Here is a 16976-nt window from a genome sequence, read left to right on the forward strand (position 1 = left end):
TCCTTTCGTCTAGAAGCTCGGCGTTGCGGTTGGCACAAAATCGGCCGTGTCGGTCGATTCGTAGTTGAAGGTGACGTCCTTCCACGTCTCCAGGGCCGCCTTGAGCGGCGTGCACCATCTGGCCGCCTGTTCGAGGATCTTGGTGCCTTCGCGCAGATAGTCGCGGCCCTCGTTGCGGGCGAGGATCATCGCCTCCAGCGCGACGCGATTGGCCGTCGCGCCGGCCTGGATGCCGTCCGGATGGCCGATCGTGCCGCCGCCGAACTGCAGGATGACGTCCTCGCCGAGATAGTGGATCAACTGGTGCATCTGGCCGGCATGGATGCCGCCCGAGGCGACGGGCATCACCTTGTTGAGCGAGGCCCAGTCCTGATCGAAGAACAGCCCGGTTTCGAGGTTCTGCGGCGTGCGCTCCTCGCGCAGCGTGTCATAAAACCCCTTGATCATCAGCGGGTCGCCTTCCAGCTTGCCGACTACCGTGCCGGCATGGATGTGATCGACGCCGGCCATGCGCATCCATTTGCAGATGACGCGAAAATTCATGCCGTGGTTCTTCTGGCGCGAATAGGTCGAGTTGCCGGCCCGGTGCAGGTGCAGGATCATGTCGTTGCGGCGTGCCCACTTGGCCATCGACTGGATCGCCGTGTAGCCAATGACGAGGTCGATCATGACGATGCAGGAGCCAAGCTGTTTTGCGAATTCGGCGCGCTCGTACATCTCCTCCATCGTGCCGGCGGTGACGTTGAGATAATGGCCCTTGACTTCGCCGGTGGCGGCCGACGCCTTGTTCACAGCCTCGATGCAGTAGAGGAAACGGTCGCGCCAATGCATGAAGGGCTGCGAGTTGATGTTCTCGTCGTCCTTGACGAAGTCGAGGCCACCCTTCAGCGCCTCGTAGACGACGCGGCCGTAGTTGCGGCCTGACAGGCCAAGCTTCGGCTTCGTCGTCGCGCCGAGCAGCGGCCGGCCGAACTTGTCGAGCCGCTCGCGTTCCACCACGATGCCGGTCGCCGGGCCCTGGAAGGTCTTGAGGTAAGCCACCGGAATGCGCATGTCTTCGAGCCGCAGGGCCTTGACGGCCTTGAAGCCGAACACGTTGCCGATGATCGATGCAGTCAGGTTGGCGATGGAGCCGGGCTCGAACAGGTCGAGGTCGTAAGCGATATAGGCGAAGTACTGTTGCTCGATCCTGGTGCCTGGACCTGTGTTCGGCACCGGCTCGGATTTGAATGCCTTGGCGCGGTAGAGCTCGCAGGCGGTCAGCCTGTCGGTCCACACCACGGTCCATGTCGCGGTAGAGGATTCACCGGCGATAGCGGCGGCCGCCTCCTCGTGGTCGACGCCGGGCTGCGGCGTGATCCGAAACATGGCAATCAGGTCGGTCTCCTTGGGTCGGTAGTCGGCCTCCCAGTAGCCCATCTTCTTGTAGGGGATGACGCCCGACCTGTAGCGTTCCTTGCCTTCCTTGAGCGTGCCTGCTGAAGGCATGTCGATCTTGTTCATGGCAGGTCTCCTGTTTGCCGCTCAGGCGGCTTTCGCGGTTGCGATATGCGGGTCGAGCTTTCCTGCGGCGTAACGTTTCGCCATCTCATCCATGGCGATCACCCTGATCTTCGACGCGTGGCCTGCGGTGCCGAAGCGTTCGAAGCGATCGCGGCAAAGGTCGCGCAGCGCGTCCATGGCGGGTTTCAGGAATTTACGCGGATCGAATTCGCGCGGGTCCTGCGTCGCGACGCGGCGGAACTGCCCGGCCATGGCCATTCGGCAATCGGTGTCGATGTTGACCTTGCGCACGCCGGAGCGGATGCCGCGCTCGATTTCCTCGACCGGGACGCCAAAGGTCTGGGGCATCTCGCCGCCATAGTTGTTGATGATGTCCTGCAGTTCCTGCGGCACGGAGGAAGACCCATGCATGACCAGATGCGTGTTGGGCAGCTTTTCGTGGATCGCCTCGATCACCTGCATGGCCAGGATGCCGCCGTCAGGCTTGCGGCTGAATTTATAGGCACCGTGCGAGGTACCGCAGGCGATCGCCAGCGCGTCGACCCGGGTGGCGGTCACGAAGTCGACCGCCTGATCGGGATCGGTCAAAAGCTGGTCATGGGAAAGCGCACCTTCGGCGCCGTGCCCGTCCTCGGCCTCGCCCTGGCCGGTTTCCAGCGAGCCGAGCACGCCGAGCTCGCCTTCGACTGAAGCGCCGACCCAATGCGCCATGCGTGCGACACGTTCGGTGATGGCGACGTTGTACTCGTAGCTCGCCGGCGTCTTGGCGTCCGCCATCAATGACCCGTCCATCATCACCGAGGTGAAGCCGTGGCGGATCGCCGACAGGCAGGTGGCTTCGTTGTTGCCGTGATCCTGATGGATGCAGAGCGGAATGGCCGGATGGATTTCGGTCAAAGCCTCCATCATCTTGGCCAGCATGATGTCATTGGCATAGGAGCGGGCGCCGCGCGAGGCCTGGATGATGACCGGCGCGTCGCAGGCCCTGGCCGCCTCCATGATGGCGAGGCCCTGTTCCATGTTGTTGATATTGAATGCCGGCACCCCGTAGCCGTGCTCGGCGGCATGGTCGAGAAGCTGGCGAAGGGTGATGCGGGCCATGGGTCGTCCTCCTAGATGATGAGCTTCAGCGCCGCTGCCGCGACGGCTTCGGGCGTGATGTCGAAATGCCGGTAGAGATCCGGGGCAGGGGCGCTGGCGCCGAAACCAGCCATGCCGACGAAAGCGCCGGTGTCGCCGATCCAGCGGTCCCAGCCGAGCCGTGCTGCGGCTTCGATGGCGATGCGCGGCGCCGAGCCGAGGACGGCCTTGCGGTAGTCCGCGTCCTGTTCCTCAAAGAGCTCCCAGCACGGCATCGAGACGACCGCGGCGGCGATGCCGTGCTCGGTCTCCAGCCGTTCGGCGGCGGCAATAGCAATCTCGACCTCCGAGCCGGTGGCGATCAGCGTCACGGCGCGGTGCCGGGCTGGCTCGCGCAGGATGTAGCCGCCACGGCTCGACCGGTTCTCGTCGCCGTGCCCCTGGCGCAGCATCGGCAGGTTCTGGCGCGAGAGCACCAGCACGCTTGGCCGGTTCTCGCTTCTCAGTGCCAGTTCCCAGCATTCCGCCGTTTCGATGATGTCGGCCGGACGGAAGACGTTGAGGTTTGGCGTCGCCCGCAGCATCGCCAGGTGCTCGACCGGCTGGTGGGTCGGGCCGTCCTCGCCGAGACCAATGGAATCGTGCGTCATCACATAGATGACGCGCTGGCCCATGAGCGCCGAGAGCCGCATCGCGCCGCGCGCATAGTCGGCAAAGCACAGGAACGTGCCGCCATAAGGCACGAAGCCGCCATGCAGCGCGATGCCGTTCATGGCCGCGGCCATGCCGTGCTCACGGATGCCGTAGTGAATGTAGCGGCCGGCATAGTCATTAGGCGCTATGCGATCCATCCCCTTGGTGATCGTCAGGTTCGAATGCGTCAGATCGGCGGAGCCGCCGACGGTCAGTTCCGTTGCGGAGTTGATTGCAGCGAGCGCCATTTCCGAGGCTTTTCGCGTCGCAACCTTGGTCGCCTTTTCGACATGCTCCTTGCGGAAAACACCGAGCGCTTCGAAGACCGCCTCGGGCAGGGCGCCGGCGACCGCGATCTCGAAGGCCCCACGCTGCGGCGAGGCGGCAAGCCGCTGCTCCCAGGCGCGCCGCACCGCTTGACCGCGGCTGGCGATCTCGCGCCAGGCGAAAAGGATATCGTCCGGCACCTCGAACGGCGCGTAGGCCCAGCCGATGTTCTCGCGCGTCGCGGCGATCTCCGCATCGCCAAGCGGCGCGCCATGCGTCTTTTCCGAACCGCCCAGGTGGGGCGCCCCCTTGCCGATCACCGTGCGGCAGGCGATCAGAGACGGTTGGTCCGATTGCTGCGCCGCTTCGATTGCCGCCGCAACGGTTTCGATGTCGTGGCCGTTCACCGACTGGACATGCCATCCAGCGGCTTTGAACCGTACCGGCTGGTCCATCGATGTCGACAGCGAAGTCGGTCCGTCGATCGAGATCGCATTGTCGTCCCAGAAGACGATCAGCCGCGAAAGCTTCAGGTGACCGGCAAGATCGATCGCCTCGTGGCTGATGCCTTCCTGCAGGCAGCCGTCGCCGGCGATCACGTAGGTGAAATGGTCGACGAGATCGGCGCCGTGGCGGGCAGCAAGCATGCGCTCCGCCAGCGCCATGCCGACCGCGGTCGAAATGCCTTGTCCAAGCGGACCGGTCGTCGTCTCGATGCCGAGCGCATGGCCATATTCCGGATGTCCGGCGGTGCGGCTGCCCAGCTGGCGAAACCGCTGCAGCTCCTCGATCGGCATGTCCTCGTAGCCGAGCAGGTAATGCAGCGCATATTGCAGCATCGAGCCGTGCCCGGCCGACAGCACGAAGCGGTCGCGATCGGGCCAGTTGGGCGCCGACGGATCGATGTTGATGAAGCGGCTGAACAGCACCGTTGCGACATCGGCCATGCCCATCGGCATGCCCGGATGACCGGAATTGGCCTTTTGGACGCTGTCCATCGCCAATGCGCGAATGGCGTTCGCCATGTTGCGCTCCGAGACGGCGGCGACGGGCTTCAATGCTGCTGCCTGGCTGTTCATGGCGTCCTCCTCACGACACACGGTTCTTGCGTTCGATCAATTGCAGGATGAGCGGCGTCAGGATCAGCTGCATGGCAAGGTCGAGCTTGTTGCCGGGCACCACTATGGAATTCGGCCGCGACATGAACGAGTCGTGGATCATCGAAAGCAGGTAGGGGAAATCGATGCCGCGGGGATTGGCGAAGCGGATGACCAGCATCGATTCGTCGGGCGTCGGAATCCAGCGTGCGATGAACGGATTAGACGTGTCGACGATCGGCACGCGCTGGAAGTTGATGGCGGTCTGCGAAAACTGCGGGACGATGTAGCGGACATAGTCCGGCATGCGCCGCAAGATCACGTCCATCACCGCCTCTGTGGAATAGCCGCGCGTTGCGCGGTCGCGGTGGATCTTCTGGATCCATTCCAGATTTATGACTGGCACCACGCCGATCCTAAGGTCAGCGTGCCTGGCCAGGTTGATCTTGTCGGTGACGACGCAGCCATGCAGGCCCTCGTAGAAGAGCAGGTCGCTCGGCGGAAATTCGCGCCATTCGGTGAAATGTCCCGGCGGCGTGCCGTACTGCTTCTCCTCATCCTCGTCATGGATGTAGGTGCGGGTCTTTCCGGTTCCCCGGCGGCCATATTCCTCGAACACCTCTTCTAGGATTGCCAATTCATTGGCCTCGGCATGGAAGTGGGTGAAGTTCGGATTGCCCGCCTTTTCCTCCTCGGCCACCTTCGCCTTCATCGTGGCGCGGTCGTAGCGATGGAAAGCATCGCCTTCGATGAAGGCGGCCCCGATGTTCTCGCGCCGGAAGATCAGTTCGAAGATGCGCTTGACAGAGGTGGTGCCTGCGCCCGACGACCCGGTGATGGTAATGATGGGGTGCTTTGCCGACATGGTGTTCAGGCCCTGAAAAGGCCGCGGCGGCTGAACAGCGGCGCGCGTTCGCCGATGGCGCTCGGTTCGGTGTGGTAGCGGGTGACGCGCGCGACTTCGCGCGCCGATCCGAAAACCATGGGCACGCGCTGGTGAAGGTTCTCTGGTTCGATTTCGAGGATGCGGGTGATCGTATCGGTGGCGGCACCGCCCGCCTGTTCGACGAGATAGGCGATCGGGTTTGCCTCATAGACGAGGCGCAGTCGCCCCTGGCGGTAAGTCTTGCGCTTGTCGCCCGGATACAGGAATACGCCGCCGCGCATCAATATGCGGTAGCAGTCCGCGACCAGGGAGGCGATCCAGCGCATGTTGAAGTCCTTCTCGCGTGGGCCTTCGGTGCCTTCAAGGCAGTCGTCGATGTAGAGCCGCACCGCCTCGTCCCAATGCCGGTAGTTGGCGGCATTGATGGCGAACTCCTGGGTTCGCTGTGGGATGATCCGGCTCTCGTAGGCCTGGACGAAGGTGCCGAGCCGGGTCGAGAGAACGAAGACATGGGTGCCGCTGCCGAGCGACAGAACCAGCGCCAACTGCGGCCCGTAGATGAAGAAACCGGCGCCCAGCTGGTTCACGCCTGCCTGCAAAAACGAGGCGGCCGGATTCCTATCCGGCGCACCAATTGCAGGGAGGAGCGAGAAGACCGTTCCGATCGACACGTTGGTGTCGATGTTGGATGAGCCATCGAGCGGGTCGATGGCGATGGCAAGAGCCGCTTGCCTGTCGAGCAGCACCGGCTGCTCCAGTTCCTCGGAAGCGTAGAGCGCGACCGGAGCGTGGCGCATGGCGTCGAGGAAGATGTCATCGGCAAAGACATCGAGATCCTTCTGGATGTCGCCGTCAGCATTGGCGCCGCGGGTTCCGGCAAAGGCCGTGCCGAGCACCCCTTGATTGATGGTGTTGCGGATCGTGGTGGCCGCCTGCGTCAGCTGACGGATGGTCGCTACGACCGCGGAGCGCGGTTCGTCCGGCTCGCCAAGATAGGAGTTCAGAAAAGCGTCGAGCGTTGCCGCTGGCATCGTAACCTCCCGATCCAGCCGCCTCTCCTGGGGTCGGCCGGATTGGGAAAGGAGAACAAACGACGCTGGATAAGTAAAATTCAATAACTTTACTCCGGCAGTAAAAAAATTTTAGTATGCCATATGAGAAACCTCACGCTTAAGCAATTCAAGACCGTTCAGGCAATCATCAGCCACGGAAAAATCGTCAGCGCGGCCAAGGCGTTAGGCCTGTCTCCTCCAGCGGTGACGATCCAGTTGCGGCAGGTGGAGGAGGAGTTCCAACTGGCCTTGTTCGACCGGACGTCGGATGGCATGCGTCCCACTGCCGCAGGTCTGGCCTTCGTCGAGACGGCACAGGCCATCGAGGAGCGGCTTCGTCTGCTCGAAGACAAGATGGATGCGATCAAGGGCGTGCGCGCCGGCAGCTTGCGGCTCGGCGTCGTTTCCACGGCCAAATATTTCGCGCCGCGGCTGATGGCCGCCTTCATGAAGGAACATCCCGATATCGACATGCACCTTGCCATCGGCAACCGCGCCGAGACGATTGACAATCTGAAGAACCACGACATCGATATCGCGCTGATGGGACGCCCGGCCAAGGAAGTCCCGGTGCGTGCTTCGGTCTTCGGCGATCACCCGCTGGTCATCATCGCACCACCCGACCACCCGCTGGCGTCGGCACGCGACATTTCCAAGGAGCGGATCGCCGAGGAGCATTTCCTCATTCGCGAGCCCGGCTCCGGAACGCGCATCTCACTGGAAATATTCCTGAGCGACGTGCCCGGCCGCATCGACGATCTCGGCGTCGAGATGGACTCGAACGAGACCATCAAGCAGGCGGTGATGGCCGGGCTCGGCATCGCGTTCATCTCTGCCCACACCATCGCTGCCGAAACCGAAGCCGGCCGGCTGGTTATCCTCGACGTTGTCGGCATGCCGATCCGCCGGCAATGGTTTTCGGTGATGCGCAGCGATCACGCGATCTCGCCGGCGATGGCGACCTTCCACGATTTTCTGATGCGCAAGGGCGCGATGTACCTGCCCCTGTTCGGCAAGCTCTATCCGCACGAGGAACCGAACACTGGAGGTCGCGCGAGTTAGGGCGCGCGGTGCAGGCAAAACGCTTGCCCCAAACTTATTAGATGGCGTGATCGAGGCACCGTGTGGCGACTCGCGCGGACGCGAGAGCCAACGGCCAGCAGCACGCAGGTTGCGGTCTGAACTTCGGCTCAGCGCATTGTCGCGTCGGCTCGCAGATGCATGTCGGTCCCGGTCGAGACCGTCACCTCATCCCCGGACCTTGAGAACGTGTAGAGCGAGCCCTGGTGACCCGGCATGGAAAAGGCCACGGAGTCGTCGTCGGCGAGACCCATTACGATGCGCAGCGGATCGCCCTCGGTCTTCGGCGCGAAGGTGGCGGTGACCTCCAAGAGGTCGCCGTCGGCCGGGACGTAGTAGACCACCATGTCAAGGTGTCCCTCGTGCAGGCTGCCGCCCTCGATCGGGCGTCCGATGGTGGCCTCCTCGGCAAAAGCCGGGGTCGCGAGAAACAGCGCGGCCAGGAGCGATGCGCTCAGGGTATTGCGGATCATCTCATATCTCCTTTTTTAGATTGCGTTCGACCTCTATATGATTTATAGATTACGAATGCAATCCAAAAAGGAAGCTAACGATGCGCGTAAGTCGTACCCAGGCCGCGGAAAACCGCGAAACCGTAATCAACGTGGCAAGCCGCCTTTTTCGGGAGCGCGGGTTTGATGGTATCGGCCTTAAGGATCTGATGAAGGGTGCCGGACTGACCCAAGGCGCGTTTTATAAGCAGTTCGCATCCAAGGACGACCTGGCGGCGCAGGCGTCCAGGCGGGCGATGGAGAGCGCCTCGCATCGATGGTCGGCCGCGACTGCGGCAAACCCTGATGATCCGCTTGGCGCGGTGATCGCGTTCTACCTCAGCATGGACCATCGCGGAGAAAAGATGGACGGCTGCCCGATCGTAGCGCTGGGTTCGGATGCCGGCAGACAGGGCAAGGACGTGAAAGCGCCGTTCGAAGCCGGGATCAAGGAGCATCTCAAGATCCTCGGCGGTTTCATAGCTGGGACCGGTGGCGGGGATTCCGATGGCAAGGCCATGGCCATTCTCTCGACGATGGTCGGTGCGTTGATGTTATCGCGCGTCGTCAACGATCCCGACCTCGCGCAGGCCTTTCTGGATGCGGCGACCGATCAGGTTCGCGAAGCAGCCGGCGCTTGAACGGCGTGGTAGCGCCGGCGGCGCACCCAAACTGATAGGAAAATAGATGCGACGGATTGTTGTAACAGGCATGGGCGCGGTCACGCCTCTTGCTGCCGATGTCGAAGCGTCCTGGTCGCGTCTCCTGGCCGGCCGCTCGGGCCTCCGGAGGCTTCCGGATGATGTGGTGGGAGACCTGCCGGCGAAGATCGGAGGGGTGGTTCCCTCGCTGGACGAGGATTCGGATGCTGGTTTCGATCCGGGTGCCGTCTTTCCGCCGAAGGATCAGCGCAAGGTAGATCGGTTCATTCTCTTTGCGCTGGCGGCTGCACAAGAGGCACTCGCCCAAGCAAGATGGGCACCCGTCTCGGAAGCAGGTCGCTTGCGCACGGCCACGATCATCGCCTCGGGCGTCGGCGGATTCCCGGCCATAACCGAGGCGGTGCGCACGGTCGACCGACGCGGCGTCCGCCGTCTATCACCTTTTACGGTGCCGTCGTTCCTGGTGAACCTCGCGGCAGGCCACATCTCGATCCGCTATGGCTTCAAAGGTCCGCTCGGTGCACCGGTGACGGCGTGCGCGGCCGCCATTCAGGCGATCGGCGATGCGGCTCGCCTAATTCGCGCCAACGAAGCCGATATTGCCGTGTGCGGCGGGACGGAAGCATGCATGAATATCGTGAGCCTCGGTGGGTTTGCCGCGGCACGCTCTCTTTCGACCTCCTTTAATCACCGTCCGGATGAGGCCTCCCGACCGTTCGACAAGTCGCGGGACGGCTTCGTCATGGGCGAAGGAGCCGGCATGCTGGTCATCGAAGAATTGAGCCACGCCCTGGCGCGCGGCGCAAGACCGCTGGCCGAGCTTGTCGGCTACGGCACGACGGCCGATGCTCATCACGTCACCTCCGGTCCCGAGGACGGCGACGGTGCGCGCCGGGCCATGGAGATCGCAATCGCCCAAGCAGGGATTTCGCCCCGCGAGGTTCGTCATCTCAATGCCCATGCGACCTCCACGCCGGTGGGCGACCTGGGTGAGATCGAAGCGATCAAGAGCGTGTTCGGGCGCGATTTCGCGATAGCTGTCAGTGCAACGAAATCGGCGACCGGACACCTGCTCGGAGCCGCTGGCGGGCTCGGAGCTATCTTCGCAATTCTGGCGCTCAGGGATCAGATGGCACCGCCGAGCCTCAATCTGAGCGCTCCCGATCCGGCCGGCGACGGGATCGACTTCGTCGCAAACCAGGCCCGGCCGATGGCGATGGACTACGCAATCTCCAATGGCTTCGGCTTCGGAGGCGTTAATGCCAGTGCGCTGTTCCGGCGCTGGACGGATGATCTGGCCGGCGCGAGCACCGGAGGCGCTCATGATTGACGCCTTCCGCTCCGACCTTTCGCGCTTCTCCCCCGCCGGTCCAAACACGAAGAAGGATGTGACCTCCATGAACAAGACCAATCTAGGCGTCGCCCTGGTGACCGGGGCATCCAGCGGCATCGGGCACACAACGGCCAAAGCCCTGAAGAACGCGGGTTTTCGCGTGTTCGGAACCAGCCGTCGCGCAGTCGCCGAACGATCCGACGGCATTACCATGCTGACCGGCGACGTGACCGATGACGCGTCCGTGGCGAAACTTGTACAGGACGTGCTGGCCGAGACCGGGCGCATCGACCTGCTCGTCAACAATGCCGGCGTTGGCCTGCTTGGTGGCGCGGAGGAGTCTTCGATGGCCCAGGCCAAGTCGCTGTTTGACGTGAACGTCTTTGGCATTATGCGAGTAACCAAAGCGGTCCTGCCGACAATGCGCCGTCAAGGCAAGGGCAGAATCGTCAATTTGAGCTCGGTGCAGGGGTTCATCCCAGCTCCCTATTTCGCGCTTTATTCGTCGACCAAGCATGCCGTTGAAGGCTATTCCGAATCGCTCGACCACGAACTGCGTCCTTTCGGTATTCGCGTCGTCTTGGTGGAGCCCGCCTATACCCGCACCTCATTTGAAGAAAATCTCGCCAGGCCGGATCAGTTGCTTGATATCTATGACTCTGCGCGCGCCGGCATGAATGCAGCTGTGCGCAAAGCGATGGAAAAAGGCGATGCGCCGGAAGTGGTGGCCAGGACCGTTTTGGCGGCTGCGACCGATCCCGCTCCGAAGAGGCGCTATGCGGCTGGAACAATGGCGCGCCAGGTCAGTTTCCTGCGCCGTTTCGTCCCCGCATCCGCATTCGACAACAGCCTGCGAAAGCAACTCGGGCTGCCGGTTTGATGACCTCGACGAAATCCCGTGAAGCTCGGAATCATCGACGTTGGACCATCGTCACCACATTGGCGCGGCGCAACCTGACGCGATTGCTCTGGAGAACGCCCTGCGGTCGTTGGCGTTAGATTAGCGGTATGTTATGTTGCGGCGCGAAAGAGCGGGGGCCACGTCCTTTCACACCCGTAAGCGATCTGTATGTGCGACCTCTGCAGACGGGTCGGTATCACGGAAACCTCCCGGCATGGAGTTCGGGATTCGATGGGGACAAGGGCCAATGCTTTACACGCTCGTTATGATGGTCTGCCTGACGGCTGTGCCGCAGACCTGTGAACAACGCGAACAGATGGTGGACGGCCTGGCGATGAATCCCGGGACCGCGTTCATGCAGGCGCAGCCGCTGGTCGCTCAGTGGATCGAGACGCATCCCGGTTATTTCGTGCAGCGCTGGCGCGTGCTGCCCGGCCGGGGTTCGTGATATCCGCCGCGACGATCGAATGGGGTTCTATTTCTTCGCGCCGAGCGCTTCCGAGACGACCTTGGACAATTGATAAAGCCGCTGCTCGATTATCGTCGGCACTTCACAGACGTAAGTCAGTGATTGGACGCGTTCATTGAAAATTCGCGTTGCGAATTTCAGCTCTTCGGTTCGCCGATCGATCTCTTCGGGATCTGCATCCGGCTTGGCCCGCAACGCATCGACATCGGACCCTTCCTTGCGCAACGCGGCGGCCATTTCGAGCTGCTTGTGGGCGTAGCGGGAAATGCCCGAAATCACCTGCGAGCGCTCGGCGTCCAGGTGATCGAACATGCCTTGCACCAGCATCGCCATTTTGGGTGCAAGCTGTTCTGCCGGCAAGGAAGCCGCGAAATCCCTGATCTTCTTTTGAGCTTCCGCAATCGGCATCCGGCGAGCTGCCACTTCCTCGATCAGGGCGGAGATGGTGGGGTCCTTCGACCAGTCCTTCGCCGCTGAAGGAAGGTCCCGTCCGTTCCAGATCTGGCCGAGCGAGAGTTGCGGCACCTTGCGCTGCATGCAGGGCCAGTCCGGATCGGGGTTCGCCGCCATGGCGTTGATGCCCGGCGCGAGCATGGCAACCAGAGCCAGGCCGCGAACAAGGCTCATTCGTGCCATCAGGTATTTCCTCCCGTGTCCTGTTTGCGGGTCATCAGGCCGCGCGAAGGGTCGTAGGCGATGATGGCGGCGGCAAGGAACAGCAGCGTGCAGCTGGCAACGACGGCTAGCGACAGCCACTCAACCTGGCCGTAGAAGGCGAAGCGGATCAGTTCGACGGCGTAAGTAAAAGGATTGGCGAGGCAGATCTTGTAGAGCAGGGGGCTAGCCTCCTGGATACGCCACAAGGGATAGAGTGCCGGAGAAGCGAAATAGCCGGGAAAGATGACGAAGTTCATGATGCCAGCGAAGTTTTCGAGCTGCTTGATCATCGAGGACAAAAGCATGCCGAGCGCGCACAGCATCATGCCTGACAGGAACAGCGCAGGCAGTACGGTGAGATAGCCAAGCGGCGGCGCCTTGACGCCCCAGAACCAGGCAACGATAAGGAACGCGTAAACCTGCGCGATCGACACGGCGACACCGGCGAGCATCTTCGAGATCAGTAAAAACCAACGCGGGAAGGGGCTGACCAGCAGGGTGCGCATGTTGCCCATTTCGCGGTCATAGACCATCGACAGCGAAGACTGCATGCCCGAAAACAGCAGAATCATGCCGCACAGGCCCGGCGTGATGTAGACCTCGTAGAGCACGTAGGTCTTGTAGGGCGGGATGATCGATACGCCGAGCACCTGCCGGAATCCGGCGGCAAAGATGAACAGCCAGACGAGCGGCCGAACCAGCGAGGAAATGAAGCGCTCGCGCTGATGCAGGAAGCGCAGGCACTCCCGCACGACGATCCCTTTGAGGCAAATGAGGTAGTGACGGAGCCCAAATTGTTCGAAACTCACCGGCGTGAGGGTCGCGACTTTTGCGGGCATTGCGGGAGCGCTCACGGCGACATCTCCGCGATGCCGCTTGTTTCGATGCGGTTGAGCTTGGAAAAGGCGTCGCGGATCGAACTGGCACCGCTCGTCGCAACGACGTCGGCCACCTTACCCTTGGCCACCAGGTCGCCCTGCCGCAGCACGACGACATGGTCGCCGTCGTCGACCTCATCGATCAGATGCGTCGCCCACAGCACGCCGATGCCCTCGGTTTCGACGAGCTTGCGGATGGTGCCCAGAATGCCCGCACGCGACTGGATGTCGAGACCGACCGTCGCCTCGTCGAGCAGCAGCAGGGAAGGGCGGTGGAGCAGCGCCCGCGCGATCTCGATGCGCCGCATTTGGCCGCCGGAAAGACTGCGTGCCTTGTCATGCTGACGGCCCTGCATGTTGACTGTATCCAGCAGCGCGGCAATGCGCTGCCGGGCATGGTGTCCGCCGATGCCATGCAATGAGGCGTGGTAGGAGAGGTTCTGGTGGACGCTGAGGTCGAGGTCGAGCGTGCGTGCCTGGAACACGATGCCGACACGCCTGAGCGCTTCGCCCGAAGCGCGGCTGACGTCATGGCCGAAGATGCGGATCGATCCGCGGCGGGTGCCGTAAAGATGGCTGATCAGTGAAAACAAAGTTGTCTTGCCGGCGCCGTTGAGGCCGAGCAGAACGGTGAAAGTTCCCGGCGCGATCGAGAATGAGACATCGTTGAGCGCCCGCTTCGGACCATAGGAATGGCTGACGCCGGCAACATCGAGCGCCGCCACCTCGTCTCCAGCTCCGCTTGTCCTCACATGCTGCATGCCGCTGGCTCCTTCGGGGCGCGCTGGTTATCTAGTGCACGTGCAACATCCCCGCGGCAAATATTCATCACGTCGGCCTCCCTGATCATTGCTGCGGTCTAGTGGGGCGATATGGCCACGCCCCAAGGCTGCTGGCCCACCGTAACCGATTGAACCGGCTCGTCCGTCGCCGTGTCGATGAAGGTGATGTCATTGGAATTGCCGTTGGTGGTGATCAGCGTCTTCTGATCGGGGGTGAAGTCGAGATGCCAGACGCGCTGGCCGACCAGGATGTATCTTTCCACCTCGTAGGTTTCGGTATTGATGACGGCGACATGATTCGCCGGGCCGAGCGCGACATAGGCTTTCTTGCCGTCGGCGCTGATCGCGATGCCCACCGGCTGGATGGTTTCGGGCCGCAGTCCCGCAATCGCGAACTGGATCTTCTTCACCACCTCGCGCTTGAGACTATCGATGACGCTGACGGTGCCGCCGATTTCGGCGCTGACCCAGATCTGTGATCCGTCGGGCTTGAATTGCGCAAAGCGCGGACGCGTGTCGACCAGGACATTGTCGGTCACCTCATGGCTGTCGGTGTCGATAAAATGCGCCATGCTGGTGGTTTCGGAGGTGTTGACCATGGTTTTGCCATCGGGACTGATAGCCATGCCTTCAGGCTCCACCCCAACGGGAATCTCGGTCATGACCTGCTTGCTCTCGATGTTGATCGCGGTGACGAGATTGTCGTCCTCGTTGGCGACGTAGAGCGTGGTCCCGTCGGGCGAAAGCACGAACAGTTCGGGATCCGGGCCGGATGGCAGCGTGCCCACAATTTGCAGCGTCTCGCTATCGATGATTTCGATCGTATCGTCATCGCTGGCGCACAAATAGATGAACTTGCCGTCATGCGAGATGGTGATACCGCGCGGCCTCTGGCCGACTTCGACGGTCTTCACCACTTGCATCGTCGCCGTGTCGACGACCGTTATCGTATTGTCTTTCTCGTTGGAGACATAAACGGTGTAAGCCCACGCCGGATTGGCCATGACGCCGGTTGCGAGAATGGCGAGTGCGCAAGCTCGTCTCTGCACGAAGATTCCTCCCGATTGGTTCTACTTAAGTACGCATTTCGTTTCCGGCTGATCGATACCGAGCGTATCGAGCTCGGAGATTTGGTGGAGATAACCCTCCTGTGGCGATGTCGAGATGACGGATTTGGTGTCGCCGAGCAGGATTGGCTGGCGAAGCTGATGGTTCCACTTGCGGAAGGTCAGCTTCTGTCCCTTGAAGGCGGCGACCGAGAAATCGTCCGAGCGGATGTAGTCGCCGATCTTCTTCGGATCGTCGCCATTGGTCCGCGTGCTGGCTTCGCCCACCACCCGCACCGCCGTCCAGGCCGACATGTCCTTGGACAGCATTCGCCGACCGGTCGTCCTCAGGAAACGGCTCTGCATCTGGATGCCGCCCCATTGCTCGCTCGCGGGATGCCAGGACGACGCGACAAGGCCCGCCGTGCCGGCGACCAGCCGCGGTGTCCAGGTGCGGTAGGGCACATAAGTTCCGAACACCTCGCTCTCATCGGCGACAAGCACCACGTCATGCTCCGGCAGATCCTGCGTGAACACGGAAATCTGCTGCTGTATCTGCGTGGCGCCGGTGTCGGTGCGGCGCGCCGTGCCGGTGTCTTTGAACTCCTTCTCGGCGACGATCTGACCGCCGAAGCGGGCCGCCGCGCGGCGCAACGCGTCCGCGTAGAGATGATCCTGCTCATGCGAACCGTAGAGCAGCACCCAATTCGGCCATTTCTTTACCACGAGATACTGGGCCAGCGCGTCAGCCAGCATGCTTCGCGTCGGCGCGATATGGAAAATATTTATGCGGCAGTCTTCCTCGCGCAGGCTGTCGTCGGTGGCACCGACATTGAAGACCAGAACGCCCTTGTCGCGGGCGATGTCTGCGATCGACAGCAATTGCCTAGCCGAGAGGTCCGCGACAACATAGCGGTCACCTTTGGCAATCAGATCGTTGAAGGCTTGTACCGCGTCGGCGTCCGGCTTGATCTCGGTTATGTCGAGGCTGAATTTCTGGCTGAGGAACTTTCCTGTCGTATTGTTGTCGCCGATCGCCACATTGGCGCCGGCAACACCTTGGTCGCGTGGCGGCAGGTCCAGCAGGGAAAGCGCCAGTTGCGGCGCGTAGGCCCGCAAATAACCTATTCTGATTTCGGTTATCTTTCTTTCCGGCCTGTCGGTTGCGACCGGTTGCTTGCCCATCACTTCCTGGGCCATCACGTCCGCAATGTCGGCGGTCTGGAAAAATAGGTACAAAAAGGCCGCGAGTGTGCCTAGCACCGCGCTCGTCATCGATAAAACTGCCTGTTCTTGCACTAAAGTCCGATTGTTCCCGGACCAGCGCGAATTCAAGGTGCCCGCAATGAGCTTAGCGGACCCCACAAGATTTATCAAAGCCCTGCAAGTGGACTTGCGTGTCTGCTTTAGTCCTATGCCTTTTCGTGGGAATACGGCGGTGAATGAGCGTGTTGCGGTCTTCGACTCCGAGATGATCCGCAGCAATGCCGAATGTGAAACTCTATGGGTTGTCTTGGGAGGATTGCCTGATGAAAACGCGCGCCGCTGTTGCCGTCGCCGCCGGAAAGCCGCTGGAGATCATGGAGGTCGACCTCGAGGGTCCTCGCGATGGCGAGGTGCTGATCGAGATCAAGGCAACCGGCATCTGCCACACCGACGAGTTCACGCTGTCGGGCGCCGACCCGGAAGGCCTGTTTCCGGCGATCCTCGGCCATGAGGGCGCCGGCATCGTCGTCGACGTCGGCAAGGGCGTCACCTCGGTCAGGAAGGGCGACCATGTCATCCCGCTCTATACGCCGGAATGCCGGCAGTGCCCGTCCTGCCTGTCGCGCAAGACCAACCTGTGCACCGCCATCCGTGCCACGCAGGGACAGGGCCTGATGCCCGACGGCACCTCGCGCTTCTCGATCGGCAAGGACAGGCTGTTCCACTATATGGGCTGCTCGACCTTTTCCAACTTCACCGTGCTGCCCGAGATCGCGGTGGCCAAGGTCGATGCCGACGCGCCCTTCGACAAGATCTGCTACATCGGCTGCGGCGTCACCACCGGCATCGGCGCTGTGATCAACACGGCCAAGGTCGAGCAAGGCGCGACGGCG

17 protein-coding genes are annotated in these 16976 nt (G+C 62.1%); 6 read left to right on the forward strand and 11 right to left on the reverse strand.

The genetic code is table 11. From position 1 onward, the window contains the following. Window positions 1-9: 9 nt before the first annotated feature. From NKH80_RS08040 to NKH80_RS08060, 5 genes are read right to left on the reverse strand one after another with little or no spacing between them, the layout of a single operon-like run. Window positions 10-1503: a ribulose-bisphosphate carboxylase large subunit gene (locus tag NKH80_RS08040; RefSeq protein ID WP_502900440.1), complete on the reverse strand. Its 1494-nt coding sequence runs from the start codon at window positions 1501-1503 to the stop codon at window positions 10-12. A gap of 21 nt (window positions 1504-1524) precedes the next feature. Further along, window positions 1525-2604, reverse strand: a complete 1080-nt coding sequence (fba, locus tag NKH80_RS08045; RefSeq protein ID WP_352701442.1) for a class II fructose-bisphosphate aldolase — start codon at window positions 2602-2604, stop codon at window positions 1525-1527. Window positions 2605-2615: 11 nt separating this feature from the next. After that, the gene (gene tkt / locus NKH80_RS08050) at window positions 2616-4622 is read right to left on the reverse strand and encodes a transketolase (RefSeq protein WP_352701441.1); all 2007 of its coding nucleotides are present in this window, start codon (window positions 4620-4622) and stop codon (window positions 2616-2618) included. Between the two features lie 10 nt (window positions 4623-4632). Then, a complete protein-coding gene (locus NKH80_RS08055) occupies window positions 4633-5505 on the reverse strand; it encodes a phosphoribulokinase (protein WP_254819812.1) in 873 nt (290 codons plus the stop codon). 5 nt (window positions 5506-5510) lie between these two features. Then, the gene (locus tag NKH80_RS08060) at window positions 5511-6557 is read right to left on the reverse strand and encodes a class 1 fructose-bisphosphatase (RefSeq protein WP_352701440.1); all 1047 of its coding nucleotides are present in this window, start codon (window positions 6555-6557) and stop codon (window positions 5511-5513) included. Window positions 6558-6680: 123 nt separating this feature from the next. Here NKH80_RS08060 and NKH80_RS08065 point away from each other — a divergent pair, with 123 nt between their 5' ends. Further along, the gene (locus NKH80_RS08065) at window positions 6681-7640 is read left to right on the forward strand and encodes a LysR family transcriptional regulator (protein ID WP_352690137.1); all 960 of its coding nucleotides are present in this window, start codon (window positions 6681-6683) and stop codon (window positions 7638-7640) included. 128 nt (window positions 7641-7768) lie between these two features. Here NKH80_RS08065 and NKH80_RS08070 read toward each other — a convergent pair whose 3' ends face one another. Next, window positions 7769-8131, reverse strand: coding sequence for a hypothetical protein (locus NKH80_RS08070; protein WP_352990807.1), 363 nt, complete (start codon window positions 8129-8131; stop codon window positions 7769-7771). An 80-nt stretch (window positions 8132-8211) separates the two neighbouring features. Here NKH80_RS08070 and NKH80_RS08075 point away from each other — a divergent pair, with 80 nt between their 5' ends. From NKH80_RS08075 to NKH80_RS08090, 4 genes are all read left to right on the forward strand, one after another. Continuing rightward, a complete protein-coding gene (locus tag NKH80_RS08075) occupies window positions 8212-8790 on the forward strand; it encodes a TetR/AcrR family transcriptional regulator (RefSeq protein WP_352701438.1) in 579 nt (192 codons plus the stop codon). Between the two features lie 46 nt (window positions 8791-8836). Beyond that, the gene (fabF, locus tag NKH80_RS08080; RefSeq protein ID WP_352701437.1) at window positions 8837-10141 is read left to right on the forward strand and encodes a beta-ketoacyl-ACP synthase II; all 1305 of its coding nucleotides are present in this window, start codon (window positions 8837-8839) and stop codon (window positions 10139-10141) included. A 67-nt stretch (window positions 10142-10208) separates the two neighbouring features. Then, on the forward strand, window positions 10209-11024 hold the full coding sequence (locus NKH80_RS08085) for an oxidoreductase (RefSeq protein ID WP_352702048.1): 816 nt from the start codon (window positions 10209-10211) through the stop codon (window positions 11022-11024). A gap of 268 nt (window positions 11025-11292) precedes the next feature. Further along, on the forward strand, window positions 11293-11493 hold the full coding sequence (locus NKH80_RS08090) for a hypothetical protein (protein ID WP_352507759.1): 201 nt from the start codon (window positions 11293-11295) through the stop codon (window positions 11491-11493). A gap of 27 nt (window positions 11494-11520) precedes the next feature. Here NKH80_RS08090 and NKH80_RS08095 read toward each other — a convergent pair whose 3' ends face one another. The 5 genes from NKH80_RS08095 to NKH80_RS08115 all read right to left on the reverse strand — a co-directional run bounded on the left by NKH80_RS08095 (window position 11521) and on the right by NKH80_RS08115 (window position 16062). Continuing rightward, window positions 11521-12150 (reverse strand): hypothetical protein, encoded by a 630-nt coding sequence (locus NKH80_RS08095; RefSeq protein WP_352690143.1) that lies wholly within the window; start codon window positions 12148-12150, stop codon window positions 11521-11523. Then, window positions 12150-13010 carry a lanthanide ABC transporter permease protein PedC gene (locus tag NKH80_RS08100; protein ID WP_352690156.1) on the reverse strand — a complete coding sequence of 287 codons (861 nt, stop codon included), beginning with the start codon at window positions 13008-13010 and terminating at the stop codon, window positions 12150-12152. The genes NKH80_RS08095 and NKH80_RS08100 overlap by 1 nt, the downstream gene beginning before the upstream one ends. A gap of 11 nt (window positions 13011-13021) precedes the next feature. Continuing rightward, window positions 13022-13810, reverse strand: a complete 789-nt coding sequence (locus NKH80_RS08105; protein ID WP_352690145.1) for a lanthanide ABC transporter ATP-binding protein PedB/LutE — start codon at window positions 13808-13810, stop codon at window positions 13022-13024. A 98-nt stretch (window positions 13811-13908) separates the two neighbouring features. Continuing rightward, window positions 13909-14880: a YVTN family beta-propeller repeat protein gene (locus NKH80_RS08110; RefSeq protein ID WP_352990812.1), complete on the reverse strand. Its 972-nt coding sequence runs from the start codon at window positions 14878-14880 to the stop codon at window positions 13909-13911. 21 nt (window positions 14881-14901) lie between these two features. Further along, window positions 14902-16062, reverse strand: a complete 1161-nt coding sequence (locus tag NKH80_RS08115; protein ID WP_502899791.1) for an ABC transporter substrate-binding protein — start codon at window positions 16060-16062, stop codon at window positions 14902-14904. 344 nt (window positions 16063-16406) lie between these two features. On the opposite strand from NKH80_RS08115, the gene NKH80_RS08120 reads away from it, so the two are divergent. Next, window positions 16407-16976, forward strand: a 570-nt coding sequence (locus tag NKH80_RS08120) for an alcohol dehydrogenase catalytic domain-containing protein (protein ID WP_352990818.1), incomplete at its 3' end; no start/stop codon positions are given.

It is taken from the genome of Mesorhizobium sp. M0904 (genome assembly GCF_040319475.1).
Classification (GTDB): Bacteria; Pseudomonadota; Alphaproteobacteria; order Rhizobiales; family Rhizobiaceae; genus Mesorhizobium.

Bases quoted from the DNA above. Each gene is read 5' to 3' on its own strand.
- NKH80_RS08040 (WP_502900440.1), bottom strand. From the start codon at position 1,503: ATGAACAAGATCGACATGCCTTCAGCAGGCACGCTCAAGGAAGGCAAG.
- fba (WP_352701442.1), bottom strand. From the start codon at position 2,604: ATGGCCCGCATCACCCTTCGCCAGCTTCTCGACCATGCCGCCGAGCAC.
- tkt (WP_352701441.1), bottom strand. From the start codon at position 4,622: ATGAACAGCCAGGCAGCAGCATTGAAGCCCGTCGCCGCCGTCTCGGAG.
- NKH80_RS08055 (WP_254819812.1), bottom strand. From the start codon at position 5,505: ATGTCGGCAAAGCACCCCATCATTACCATCACCGGGTCGTCGGGCGCA.
- NKH80_RS08060 (WP_352701440.1), bottom strand. From the start codon at position 6,557: ATGCCAGCGGCAACGCTCGACGCTTTTCTGAACTCCTATCTTGGCGAG.
- NKH80_RS08065 (WP_352690137.1), top strand. From the start codon at position 6,681: ATGAGAAACCTCACGCTTAAGCAATTCAAGACCGTTCAGGCAATCATC.
- NKH80_RS08070 (WP_352990807.1), bottom strand. From the start codon at position 8,131: ATGATCCGCAATACCCTGAGCGCATCGCTCCTGGCCGCGCTGTTTCTC.
- NKH80_RS08075 (WP_352701438.1), top strand. From the start codon at position 8,212: ATGCGCGTAAGTCGTACCCAGGCCGCGGAAAACCGCGAAACCGTAATC.
- fabF (WP_352701437.1), top strand. From the start codon at position 8,837: ATGCGACGGATTGTTGTAACAGGCATGGGCGCGGTCACGCCTCTTGCT.
- NKH80_RS08085 (WP_352702048.1), top strand. From the start codon at position 10,209: ATGAACAAGACCAATCTAGGCGTCGCCCTGGTGACCGGGGCATCCAGC.
- NKH80_RS08090 (WP_352507759.1), top strand. From the start codon at position 11,293: ATGCTTTACACGCTCGTTATGATGGTCTGCCTGACGGCTGTGCCGCAG.
- NKH80_RS08095 (WP_352690143.1), bottom strand. From the start codon at position 12,150: ATGGCACGAATGAGCCTTGTTCGCGGCCTGGCTCTGGTTGCCATGCTC.
- NKH80_RS08100 (WP_352690156.1), bottom strand. From the start codon at position 13,010: ATGCCCGCAAAAGTCGCGACCCTCACGCCGGTGAGTTTCGAACAATTT.
- NKH80_RS08105 (WP_352690145.1), bottom strand. From the start codon at position 13,810: ATGCAGCATGTGAGGACAAGCGGAGCTGGAGACGAGGTGGCGGCGCTC.
- NKH80_RS08115 (WP_502899791.1), bottom strand. From the start codon at position 16,062: ATGGGCAAGCAACCGGTCGCAACCGACAGGCCGGAAAGAAAGATAACC.